Here is a 12,674-nt window from a genome sequence, read left to right on the forward strand (position 1 = left end):
CAATTTCGATTTACATCTGCTCGTGGACCAAAGAACTGGCGTAAAAGACTTTAAAAGCTGTCTGATCCTTAGCCGCATAAATGCAGGTTTTGGGCGCACCCATTGCCCAGGCCGACGATGTGAAACTGTAGTATTTTTGAATGATTTTCTGTCCATGACCCTATGATTTAGGGTTCAAAAATGGCGGATAGCATCAGGATGAGTTGACAATGGTCAAAGGGAGGCAGCATAAAAAACAAAGCGATAGCTGATGGATACAAGGAGCCCCGTTTATCCTCCACGGGACTCCATTGCTAAATATTGAGCAGGAAAGCCAATCGGAAAACTTGACCGGCGAAGGACGGGCAATAATCCAAAGGGCTTGAGACTCTCTTCTTCCCGTTGCCCGCATCAAAAGTAAATCGGTCCCGCCTTCCCTGCAAGAACGATGGATAAAGCCTTAAACCCATTTAAGATTTAATGGAGGCTTTTTAGGGTTGACCGCCTCCACCCATGGCCCCATAGATCTGGCCTGTAGAGTAGCTTGCGCCGTTATCGGCCAGCTGCACATATATCGAGGCCAATTCTGCCGGCTGTCCAGGTCGTCCCATCGGGGTAGCCTTTCCAAACTCCTTCAACTTTTCGTCTGTTGCTCCTCCGCCAACCTGCAAAGGTGTCCAAATTGGGCCTGGAGCTACGCCGTTCACCCTTACCCCTTTTGGCGTCAGGAACTTGGCAAGAGAACGCACGGTGCTGGTATTGGCAGCCTTGGTCTGCGCATAGTCAAAAAGCTCTGGGCTGGGATCGTTGGCCTGTTCAGAAGTGGTAACGATAATGCTGGAACCTGGTTTTAGATGCGGAATTGATGCCTTCAGAAGCCAAAAAGGGCCATATATATTTGTTTTCATGGTTGCATCGAAATCCTCGGTGGTAATATCCAATATGGACGGTTTGGTCTGTTGCCTTGCCGCATTGCTTACCACAATGTCAAGTCCTCCTAATTTCTGAACGCTTTGGGCCACCAGGCTTTTGCAGAATGATTCGTCCCTAAGATCGCCTGGTATGGCATAGCCTTTTCTGCCAGCCTTTTTTATCCATTCGATTACTTCCCTTGCGTCCTCTTCTTCGGCAGGAAGGTAGTTGATCACTACATCTGCGCCTTCCCTTGCAAATGCAATCGCCGCAGCTCGGCCCATACCCGAATCCCCGCCAGTTATAAGCGCTTTCCTGCCGGCCAAACGTCCCGAGCCCTTATAGGTTTGTTCTCCGTGGTCAGGTTTTGGATCCATCTTGGACGCCAAACCTGGAAACGGTTGTTGCTGTGGTTTGAACGGAGGCCTCGGATATTTGGTTGTTGGATCCTGTAGCGGAGCAAGGTTATCTTGCTCGAAAGAAATTCCTTCCGATCCGAAAACTGGAGAAATTGCAAGTCCAGCTATGCCGGCGCCAAGACCAGCTACCGCCTGACGTCTGTTCATCAAATCTTTTTTCATGTTTTTCATTAAGCTACCCGGCAACATGCCGGTTGGATAAAAAACATCGAAGGCTAAAAATTGTTCAATTGTTCACAATAGCGTAGGGAATAAATACCGGCCAGTCGGTGCCAGCCGAGCACGCGCCTTCAAAAGTTCTATGTAGGCATTCCCATTGTGATTGTCCAGAATCCGAAAGGCATTTTCCAATATTCGTGCTAGCGGACTAATAAATGGAAAAATTAACTTTCGAGAAACTACCAGAAGCCATTGAGGAAATTCTTCAAAGACTGAGAAGTATAGAGCAGCTTCTCGCACCTAATGAAAAGGAAAAGGACGAGCTTCCGCAAGTTTTGGATGTCGCCGAGGCTGGGAAACTTCTGAAGCTGAAAATTTCCACGATTTACACCAAGGTGAGCCGGGGCGAGCTTCCAGCGTTTAAATCAGGTAAACGCCTGCTCTTCAACAGGCAGGAGCTGATAGAGCTGATGCAGGCGAACAATAAAACGAGCGTCTATCAGTTGCAGAAAGAGGCGGAACTCAGGATCCGCCATCTTCCAAAGACCAGAAAATATATTTACTAGAGCTCCAAGGTAATCCTTGTTGCCGCTTCCCTTTTTTTCGAATCGATAATCTTTGTATAAATCTGTGTTGTCTTGATGTCCCTATGCCCCAGCAGCTTGGAAACGGTATAGATATCGGTTCCCATTGAAAGTTGCAAGGTGGCAAATGTGTGCCTGAAACAATGAAAGGTTATATGCTTCTCAATCCCTGCCAGCCCCAGCCATTTGTCCATAAAGGCGCGAAGCCTGGCGTACCTGAGATCCGGGAAAACGTGCTCATCGGGATTCCTTCGCTCCCCAAAGAGCGAAAAGGTCTGATCGGAGATCGGAAGAACCTGTACGCCCTTGGTTTTCTGTTGGCGGAAGTGGATATAATATTCTCCGGATTGGCCCCTCAAATCACTCCATTTAAGTGCCTTTACATCGGAAAAGCGAAGGCCGGTCAACCCTGACACCAATCCCGCATTCTTCATCATCTCCGGATTAATCTTTACGTCTGCCAAACGCTGGAACTCGAAAATCGTCAAAAATTCACGTTGGGTATCATACTCCTTAATTGCATCCGTCTTGTCATAAATGTTTACTGTCAAAAAATCTGCCTTGTAGGCGAGTTTGAGCACATGCCTAAACTTGTTATAGTAGCTGAGTGCGGTATTGTTGGAAATTGGCGTTTTCCTTGCGCTGATCCCAGGTGCGGAAAGGAGGTATTCCTTGTACTCATCGCAGAAGTGGACATTGAGGTCGGCAAATCTGACATCATGGCCCGCGTAATCGGTTAGGTAACGAAGTGCCATGTACCAGACGTCCGAGTTTGTACCGGTTTTCTTTCTGACAACATTCCTGAAAAAATCGATGAAGCTGCCCATCAACCTTTCGGCGGACAGGAATCCATACTGGCGGTTCTGGATATCAAGCTGGCGCTTTGCCCTAATGTTCTGTGCGATCAACTCGGTCTGCTTGTTGAAGTTCCTATCGACTTGGTTGTTCGGGTCTTTGACCATATACAACTTCAGGTATTCCTTACGGATCGGCCTTCCATTGCTGGGATGAGGAATTGGCGGATAATAGTCCAGGAAGAAACTGATTCTTCCCGATGCAAGCTCTTTTTTTCTTAAGGTTACTTTTGACATGGCTACATTGTTTTTAACGATTGAAGATTTCGTGAATTCGCGATTTGGGTACATAGGTAAACTTGCCAACCTTCAGCTTTGGTATGCCCTGTCGTTTGATAATGTCGTAAAGGGTCTTGCCGGGAACACTAAATTTCGCCTCCACTTCGCCGATTGTATAGCAGGCCTCTATCTTCATCACGCTCTGGATATCTGGTATCGCTGGCAAAATATCTGGAGGCAGGAATAGCTTATCTACCTCGGACCTTGCAACGAGCGTCTTTTTCATATAGATGTTAGCTGCCCTTAGCTTACCGGAATTGATGAGGTTGTAGATAGTCTGCCTTGAACTGTTGAGCATGATGGAAAGATCCTTAACGGTAAGAAATTCCTTAGATTGGACCAGGTCGAAATGGCTTGGCAATAGCGATGCAGTCTTTTTGTTGCTGACATCGATCTTCTGGTTTCGGATTTTTCGCTTATAGTATGCGCTCCTACATTTGGTAGAGCAGAATTTGGTGACAGTGGTCTTTGCCTCGAAACTGTCGCAACAATAATCGCACACGCGAATAACGGTGATGTTTGAACTCATCTCTGGATCGTTTATGGGATCGGTAACAACCGATGATCCCAGTAAAAAAAATATTTATTAATTTTTGTCCCAACCGCCAATAACACTTTTTTCTCTCTAGGATGAGGCTTTTCGAAGAAATCGACCATCGGGCATAATTACGCCCAGTTCTGGTTAATTTTAGTTAAAAGTGTACTGTTTTGTCAAGTTAAGTCACCCGGCATTTTGACAACAGGGGACAAACTGTTCTGCGGCGAACAATCTAGGGACAAATTTAATCAAAATACCGGCAAAAATCCAAATATCCAGTCAAACAAAAAACCATCTAACTAATTGAAGTTAAATGGTTTACTTTGTTTTAATTTGATTTTTTTTGATTTATTTTGTGCACCTATTTGCCGATGCAAAACTTGCTAAATATATTTTCCAACAAATCATCTGTAGTAACCATGCCAGTAATCTCACCAAGATAATGTAAGGCCTGTTTAATGTCCATTGCTAAAAAATCTGAAGTTACAGGGTTATCAATATTGTTTAGTACATTGGCTAAGGCCTGCTTCGTATTTTTTAGGGCTTCTACATGGCGAATATTTGACACGAGAGTTTCGCTGGTATTGATGGCGTGTAGGTTAACCTTTGCTAATAAAGCTTCCTTCAACTCATCCACTCCTATGTTTTCCTTGGCCGACAAGAATAAAACTTCTTGTTTTGCAAAGCCTTCTTTTTGTTCGCTTGTAAACAAATCGGCTTTATTAACAATGGCTAAATAAGGAATTTCTATTTTCTTTAAATCAGTCAATTGTTCTTCCAATTCATCAGGCGTTTGCAGTGCGTCAACCATGTACAAGATGAGTTTGGCTTGTTTCATTCGCTCTAGCGTGCGCTCCACTCCTTTAGCTTCAATTATATCTGCAGTATCTCTAATGCCGGCTGTATCAATAAACCTGAAGATAATACCATTAATATTCAATTCGTCTTCAATGGTATCCCTCGTTGTTCCGGCTATATCAGAAACAATGGCTCTATCTTCATTTAAAAGTGCATTCAACAAGGTTGATTTACCTACGTTCGGCTTACCGGCAATAACAATTGGTACGCCATTTTTAAGCACATTGCCCATTTCAAAAGAAGAAATCAATCGGTGTAAAACATTGTTTATTTTAAGAATCAATGCTTTTAATTGATCGCGATTAGCGAATTCTACGTCTTCCTCCGCAAAATCGAGTTCCAATTCTATCATCGAAGCAAAATGAATTAATTGCTCTCGTAAACCGGCTAACTCCGTAGAAAAACCACCACGCATTTGTTGTAGTGCCACATCGTGAGATGCCTTGCTATCAGACGCTATTAGATCGGCCACGGCCTCTGCCTGACTTAAATCAAACGCTCCGTTTAGGAAAGCACGCAAAGTAAATTCGCCGGGTTTAGCAGCTCTCGCTCCTTTTTTAATTAGCAAGTTTAAAATCTGCTGAATGATATAATTAGAACCATGGCAAGAAATTTCAACCACATTTTCTTTTGTATAAGATCTAGGCGCAACGTACAAACCTGCCACCACTTCATCGATAATCAAATCATCTTCTTTAATTAGGCCGAAATGCAAAGTATGCGAAGCTTGTTTGCTTAAATCCTTACCTGCAAAAACTGAATTGGTTAAATTTATGGCCTCTGGTCCTGATAAACGGATAACGCCTATAGCGCCACTTCCTGGAGGAGTTGATAAAGCAACAATGGTATCTTGGTTGTACATTTTGCAAAGTTATGAGTTTTAGTTTGTAGGTTGTAAGTTTTAAGTTATAAGTTTTAGGTTGTAAGTTTTAAGTAGTACGTTTTAGGGTTGTAGGTTTTAAGTTTTAGATTTCGTTAGGGACAAAGCTTTAAGATTGTAAACGTAAAGTGGAAACGCTAAAACTACAAGGCGTAGACGATAAGCGAAAAAACGCCAAACGAAAACAAACAAAATCGTTACATTAATGTTAATCTGCTTAATAAACGAACAACTTCCATGAAAGAACTTCCACTAACCGTTAAAAGATCAATAGAATTATTGGGTTTAGTGCTTGCCATTGCCATTTTAGTGGTAGGTAGAGACATTATTATGCCAATTATAATGGCATTTTTTGTAAGCATTATGCTACTGCCTATTTATCGCTTTTTGCGAAAATATAAAGTACCCGAATCGCTGTCTATTATTTTACCAATTTTAATGGTAGCTATTTTTATAGCTGGGATAGTTTGGTTTTTCTCTGCTCAAATCGGCACCTTGGTTGATGATTTTCCGCAGATAAAACAGAATGTAGCAAAACACCTGCACTCATTGCAAGAGTGGATTACAAATTTAACAGGCATTGAAACTAAAAAACAAACCGATTTCATAAACGAAAAGAGTGACGACCTGCTTTCTATGGGTGGTAAGGTTGCCAGTGGCGCCGCGGTAACATTGAGCGGAGTATTCATTTTCGTAGGTTTGCTGCCAATCTATATTTATTTAATTCTTTTTTATAAGGATATTTTGTTGCGTTTCACTTTTATGTGGTTCAAGACAGATGATCACCCTAAAGTTAAAGAAGCTGTATATGAGACAGAATCAATCATTAAAAGTTACCTAATCGGCTTGCTGATTCAGGTATCTTACATGACCGTTTTATTGGGCGGTATTTTGATGATTATTGGTATTAAACATGCTTTGTTAATTGGCGTAATCTTCGCTATCCTAAACTTAATTCCTTACGTAGGTGCTTTGGTAGGTAACATCATTGGTGTATTGCTTACGCTAACTTCATCTACAGAATTGTGGCCCGTAATTACTGTTCTAGGGGTAATCGCGGTTGTGCAGTTTTTAGACAATAACATTTTAATGCCTCGCATTGTAGGCTCTAAAGTAAAAATAAATGCACTATTCTCTATTCTCGGGGTTTTACTGGGAGGTACCATTGCGGGCGTCTCCGGTATGTTTTTATCATTACCGATTATTGCGGTGCTTAAAATCATTTTCGACCGTACCGAACAGTTTAAGCAGTGGGGAGTTTTACTTGGCGATGAGCGACCTGAGAAAAGCCCAATGCAGTTCCCAAGTTTTAGAAGAAAGAAAGCTATTGATACAAGAAGTGGCGTAATTTCAAAGAAATAGTATTTTGAAAAATACTAAAAAGGCGAACAAAGTTTAAAAACTTGTTCGCCTTTTTTATTTGCTGGGACTTTTTCTAAAAATAAAATAGAAAATAATAATCCCGATTAGGCAACATGTAACGCCTAATATTGCCTTACTTAAATCATCCATAGTTTTTAAATGAAAAAGGGCAACCAACAAATGGCTACCCTTCCGTTTTACGATTGTTATATATTTAAAACAACAGCAGATTGCATAAATGGTTTTGTTTTTAATAACCAGAGGAAAATAAAGAGCAAGAACGAAAGCTAAAAATCGATAGCCTCTAGAATATCCTAAGCGGTTTAATGAAGTAATTATAACGGCAAAATTAATATCAAGTTAAAACGAATGATCAGTTAAATTTCAAAACATCCCATGCAAATCTCAGTATCGTCCCAAAAACTACGATTAAAAAGAATATCCTGACGAACTTATTCCCTTTAAGCAAAGCGAGTTTCGCACCAAAATAAGAACCAGCTACGTTAAATATCGCCATTGGCATGGCATATTCAAATAATACGTGACCAGTAGATCCAAAGTAGATTAAAGCTGCCACGTTTGTAGCAATATTTACGATTTTAGCATGTGCGCTGGCACCAATAAAATCGAATCCCAATACCGCAACAAATACTAAAATCAAAAACGAACCTGTTCCGGGTCCTATTAATCCATCGTAAAAGCCAATAATAAATCCAAATAATGCCGCCAACAAAACTTGGTTCTTAACAGAATGTGCTTTATGTTGTTGTATGCCAAACTGTTTGTTAAAAAAAGTATAAATAGCCACCGCAATTAAAATACAGAGAATTACGGGTTTAATTACAGCGTTATCAATTAAGCTAACACAATACGCACCCAACAATGCGGCAAAAAACGCTGCCAATACACATGCTATTAAAACTTTATAGTTTAATTTAACCTGTTTAGCGTATTTATAGGCTGCAACACTCGTACCAGCAAGCGATGGTATTTTTGTAGTACCGAAAATGCTAGCTACCGGATAGTGAGGTAAAATTAATAATGTTGCCGGCGTTTGCAGCAATCCACCGCCACCAACTATGGCATCTACAAAACCAGCACAAAAGGCTACTGTACAAAGCAGTATAAGTTCTTGGATGAAGTTTGTCATTAAAACGCTACTTGCTTCATAATTAAAATACATGATTTACGCCCGAGCACAGCTGATGTAGACTTACGAAGTCTCCAACATTTTCATGCTTGAACTTCGTAAGTTTTATTGTGATAAAAAAACTGAACGATGCAAAGTGTTTTAGCCACTTTTTTAGCTAGAAATAACCAAAACAAATTTTGTTTTACATCCGTTCCGGCACGTTTATGCCTAAAATAGCTGTTCCGGCTTTAAGTACGTCTGCAGTTACTTTACAAATGTTTAAGCGATGTTCTTTTACAACTTGATTTTCTTCTTTTACAATTGGCGGTACTTCGTGATAAAACTTATTGAAAAGCTTAGCCACCTCATATAAATAATTGGCTAAAAATGCCGGACTATAAGCTTTAGCCGCATTGCTTAACTCAGCCGGATATTTAGCTAAAAGCATAATCATTTCTAATTCGGTTGCTTCCAATCCAGCTACTTCGCTTTGCTTTACATCCAACTGGAAGTTTGCTTTTGCTAACAGCGATTTTATCCTAGCATGTGTGTATTGAATAAACGGACCAGTATTTCCTTGAAAATCAATACTTTCGTTTGGATCGAACAACAAACGTTTTTTCGGTTCAACTTTTAGTAAGAAATATTTCAAGGCGCCCAGGCCAATGTTGTAATACAATTCAGCTTTATCCGCCTCTGCGAAATCGTTCGTTTTACCTAAAGCTTCGGTTTTTTGCTTTGCGGTTTCAATCATTTCCGCTATCAAATCATCAGCATCTACAACGGTTCCTTCCCTACTTTTCATCTTTCCGCTAGGTAAATCAACCATCCCATAACTTAGGTGATGCAAACCTTTCGCCCAGCTCTTGCCTAATTTTTCTAAAATCAAGAATAACACCTTGAAATGATAATCTTGCTCGTTACCTACTACATAAATAGATTGGTCCATGCCAAAATCATCGTATTTCATCTGGGCGGTACCTAAATCTTGGGTAATGTAAACCGAAGTACCATCCGCACGTAAAACCAGTTTTTGATCCAAGCCATCAGCAGTTAAATCAATCCATACAGAACCATCTTCTTTTTTAAAGAAAACCCCTTTTGCCAACCCTTCATCTACCGTATCTTTTCCTAACAAATAGGTATTGCTTTCGTAATAATATTTGTCAAAATCTACACCCAGGTTTTTGTAACTTACCGCAAAACCGTCGTAAACCCAGCCATTCATTTTTTTCCAAAGATCGATAACTTCCTTATCGCCAGCTTCCCAAGCTAAAAGCATTTGTTGCGCTTCTTTGATTAAAGGCGCATTTTTCTTCGCCTCATCTTCAGTTTGCCCTTCGGCTTTTAAAGCATCAATTTCCTTTTTATATTCTTTATCGAAAATTACATAGTATTTGCCTACCAAATGGTCGCCTTTCAATCCAGAACTTTCTGGCGTTTCTCCATTGCCCCATTTTTCCCAAGCCAACATCGATTTGCAAATGTGTATACCTCTATCGTTTACCAAGTTTACCTTAAAAACTTCGTAGCCATCAGCTTTCAACAGTTCTGCAACCGAATAACCTAGTAAATTGTTCCTAACGTGGCCCAGGTGAAGTGGCTTGTTGGTATTTGGCGATGAATATTCTACCATCACTTTTTTACCGTTCGGTTTAGGCTTACCAAAATCATCGCTCAGCAATTCATTATTAAATAAATTTAACCAATAGCTATCAGCTATGCTTAAATTCAAAAATCCCTTAACTACATTAAACGCAGTAACTTCCGCTACATTTGCAACTAAATATTCGCCAATTGCCGTAGCCGTTTGCTCCGGAGATTGTTTAGATATTTTTGTAATCGGAAAAACTACGATAGTAACCTGTCCTTCAAATTCTTTACGCGTTTCCTGTATATTAAGCACACTTTCTTCAATGCTTTGGTTGTAAAGTTGCTTTACGGCATCTATAGTGGCGGTAGTTATAAAATTCATGAAGCAAAAATAGCGATTAAACACTAAAGCTGAAAGAAACATATTGATGCTTTAAAAATAATAATTTGGGCGTTCGGGCGGGCTATCCGCTATATCTTTTAGCTTTCCTTCGCTACGCTCGGGCTAAAAGGATGCCGCTCCTATCCCTAACGCAATCACTAAAGAGCCAACTATACCCATAAACCATTCTTCCTAATCTTTCAGCCTTTCGGACTTTGAAAAAATCTGATAGCTTTGTAACACAACAAACCAAATATATGAGCGAAGCACAAGAAAACTTTAACGTTAGTGTAAATACAGAAATTGGCCGACTTAGAAAGTTACTTATCCACAGCCCCGACAGCGGTTTAGGAAAAGTTGTGCCCTCTAAAGCGCAAGATTGGCTTTTTGAAGACATTGTTCATTTAGATACCATCCGCAAAGGCGAATACGATTATTACCTTAAATTGTTAATGTATTTCTTAGATCCTGATAAGATTAGAGGTAAACTAGCAGAAATTGATAGCGAAGAAGCAAATAGAAATTTCTTCAAGCCAAATCACGCAGATTTTCATAATTCCAAAGCCGTTATCGAGGTGCAAAACCTTTTGAGCGAGGTTTTGGAAAACGAATCTATCAGAAAAAAATTGGTAGCAGCGGTGGCAGCAATAGAAGGATGTACCTATAAAGTGCAAATGCAATTGGCAGATACCAACCCTAAGGAACTTGCCGAAATTTTTATTTCTGGCACCTTGGCAAATGATACGATGATTTTTGCTCCAATTCCGAATCTAATTTTCACCAGAGATGTTGGCACCACTATTAACAATCATATTTTACTAAATAAACCAGCAAAAAAAGCTCGTGTTCGCGAAACGCTTTTAATGCGATACATCTTTTTTAATCACCCTATTTTTGCAAATTATAAAAACAACATTTTAGAAATACCTGATGTTACCATGCACTTTTTAAGACCTGGTGATGAACCAGCTTTTAGCACCACGCTAGAAGGTGGTGATGTAATGATGGTTAGCAAGAACCACGTTTTAATTGGCTGTAGCGAACGCACCTCTGAACACGGTGCAAACGAAGCTATAAAATTGTTGTTCGAAAACAATGTAGTAGAGAAAGTTACGGTGGTAAAAATTCCAGCAAAACGAGACTATATGCACCTAGATACGGTTTTTACACAGGTTAAACGTAATACTTGGGTTATTTTAAATTCAATTGCACACTCGCCTAAGTTTAATCCGAATGAGCCGATTAATTTTTTAAAAGAGCCAGAGCAGTTAGAAGCTACAACTGCCATTCAATTTCACAAAGACAAACCCGGAGAACCGAAATATTTTGAACATGTAGAAGCGTTGTTAAATGATATTAGTAAGAACGATTTAAATAGCAGCGAACCTACAAAAATCATTTACAGCGGAAATAATACTTTCCCTTACGATTCGAGAGAGCAATGGACAGATTCTTGTAATTTATTAGCCCTAAAAGAAGGCGTTGTTTTAGGCTACGACAGGAACGACAAAACTGTAGAAGCCTTTAAAGAAGCTGGTTTTAACATTGTAGACGTTAAGGATTTAATTAAGGATTTAGAAAGTGGCAAAGCCGATATTGAGACCATTACCGACACCCTAGTTTTAATGCCTTCGGCAGAATTATCTAGAGCAAGAGGTGGTTTCCATTGTATGAGTTTGCCGATATTAAGAGACAATTTGTAATATTAAGGGTGAAAGGCATAAGGTAGAGGGCCCTGGTGCTTATGTTAACGCCAACATAAAGATTTTTTTTTATTTTAGGCGTTTTGCTACCTTAAACCTTTCGCCTTTTAGCTTTTACCTTAAATGCAAACAACTTCCCACATCTTAATGATTCGCCCTGTTGATTTTAAGTTCAACGAACAAACGGCAGGCAACAATAAATTTCAGCAAGCTAGTGAGCAGAGAGATGTACAACAGCAAGCTTTACAAGAGTTTGATGGTTTTGTAACAATGCTGCGTTCAAACGGAGTAGATGTAACGGTAATTAATGATACTTTAGAACCATCTACTCCAGACTCTATTTTCCCAAATAACTGGGTTTCTTTTCACGAAGATGGCGCTGTTTTTCTTTATCCAATGTTCTCTGAAAACCGTAGGTTAGAAAGAAGAGAAGAAATATTAGAAATTTTAGAAAAGAATTTCGAAATAAGCCATATTAATGATTTAAGCTTTTACGAAAATGGAAATATTTTTTTAGAAGGTACAGGGAGCATGGTTTTAGATAGAGCAAATAAAATTGCCTATGCTTGTTTAAGTGTGCGTACGGAGGTAGAAGCATTTAATAATTTTTGTCAGTTGGCCGGATATAAATCGGTAATATTTAATGCAGTAGACGCCACAAATTACCCAATTTACCATACCAATGTGATGATGTGTATTGGCGATAAATTTGCAGTAATCTGTCTTGATTCAATCCCAAATTTATACGAACGTGATTTTGTACAGAAAGTATTAACTCTTTCTGGCAAAGAAATTATCAAAATTAGTCTCGATCAAATGAACCACTTTGCGGGAAATATGCTGCAAGTTAAAAACGCAAATGAAGATAGTTTACTGGTCATGTCTGAGCAAGCTTATAAAGTGCTAAATGAAACACAAATTACTTCGCTTTCTAAATACGCAAAGTTGATTCATGCACCTTTATACATGATAGAACAAAACGGTGGTGGTAGCGCAAGGTGCATGTTAGCAGAAGTACATTTGCCTATAAAGTAGTTCTC

At 39.7% G+C, this 12,674-nt stretch carries 10 protein-coding genes; 4 read left to right on the forward strand and 6 right to left on the reverse strand.

Features of this window, described 5'->3' with window-relative positions:
• Positions 1–470 precede the first annotated feature (470 nt).
• Complete coding sequence (locus DUT69_RS11130; RefSeq protein ID WP_113653471.1) at positions 471–1,472, reverse strand: SDR family oxidoreductase; 1,002 nt, start codon at positions 1,470–1,472, stop codon at positions 471–473.
• Positions 1,473–1,684: 212 nt separating this feature from the next.
• On the opposite strand from DUT69_RS11130, the gene DUT69_RS11135 reads away from it, so the two are divergent.
• Positions 1,685–2,035, forward strand: coding sequence for a helix-turn-helix domain-containing protein (locus DUT69_RS11135; RefSeq protein WP_113653289.1), 351 nt, complete (start codon positions 1,685–1,687; stop codon positions 2,033–2,035).
• Here DUT69_RS11135 and DUT69_RS11140 read toward each other — a convergent pair.
• The 3 genes from DUT69_RS11140 to mnmE all read right to left on the reverse strand — a co-directional run bounded on the left by DUT69_RS11140 (position 2,032) and on the right by mnmE (position 5,444).
• Positions 2,032–3,144 carry a tyrosine-type recombinase/integrase gene (locus DUT69_RS11140; RefSeq protein ID WP_113653472.1) on the reverse strand — a complete coding sequence of 371 codons (1,113 nt, stop codon included), beginning with the start codon at positions 3,142–3,144 and terminating at the stop codon, positions 2,032–2,034. The genes DUT69_RS11135 and DUT69_RS11140 overlap by 4 nt on opposite strands.
• A 13-nt stretch (positions 3,145–3,157) precedes the next feature.
• Complete coding sequence (locus DUT69_RS11145) at positions 3,158–3,715, reverse strand: helix-turn-helix domain-containing protein (RefSeq protein WP_113653290.1); 558 nt, start codon at positions 3,713–3,715, stop codon at positions 3,158–3,160.
• 370 nt (positions 3,716–4,085) lie between these two features.
• Positions 4,086–5,444 carry a tRNA uridine-5-carboxymethylaminomethyl(34) synthesis GTPase MnmE gene (mnmE, locus tag DUT69_RS11150; RefSeq protein ID WP_113653291.1) on the reverse strand — a complete coding sequence of 453 codons (1,359 nt, stop codon included), beginning with the start codon at positions 5,442–5,444 and terminating at the stop codon, positions 4,086–4,088.
• A 255-nt stretch (positions 5,445–5,699) separates the two neighbouring features.
• Here mnmE and DUT69_RS11155 point away from each other — a divergent pair, with 255 nt between their 5' ends.
• Positions 5,700–6,824, forward strand: coding sequence for an AI-2E family transporter (locus DUT69_RS11155; protein WP_113653292.1), 1,125 nt, complete (start codon positions 5,700–5,702; stop codon positions 6,822–6,824).
• 373 nt (positions 6,825–7,197) lie between these two features.
• Here DUT69_RS11155 and DUT69_RS11160 read toward each other — a convergent pair whose 3' ends face one another.
• Positions 7,198–8,007, reverse strand: a complete 810-nt coding sequence (locus DUT69_RS11160) for a sulfite exporter TauE/SafE family protein (protein WP_240186709.1) — start codon at positions 8,005–8,007, stop codon at positions 7,198–7,200.
• 151 nt (positions 8,008–8,158) lie between these two features.
• Positions 8,159–9,931, reverse strand: coding sequence for an arginine--tRNA ligase (gene argS / locus DUT69_RS11165; protein ID WP_113653293.1), 1,773 nt, complete (start codon positions 9,929–9,931; stop codon positions 8,159–8,161).
• Positions 9,932–10,188: 257 nt separating this feature from the next.
• Between argS and DUT69_RS11170 the strand changes: the two genes are divergently transcribed.
• On the forward strand, positions 10,189–11,634 hold the full coding sequence (locus DUT69_RS11170; protein WP_113653294.1) for an arginine deiminase family protein: 1,446 nt from the start codon (positions 10,189–10,191) through the stop codon (positions 11,632–11,634).
• 123 nt (positions 11,635–11,757) lie between these two features.
• Entirely contained in the window at positions 11,758–12,669 is a 912-nt protein-coding gene (ctlX, locus tag DUT69_RS11175; protein ID WP_113653295.1) for a citrulline utilization hydrolase CtlX, read from the forward strand.
• The last annotated feature ends 5 nt before the right edge of the window (positions 12,670–12,674 follow it).

Source organism: Pedobacter namyangjuensis, from assembly GCF_003313325.1.
GTDB lineage: Bacteria > Bacteroidota > Bacteroidia > Sphingobacteriales > Sphingobacteriaceae > Pedobacter > Pedobacter namyangjuensis.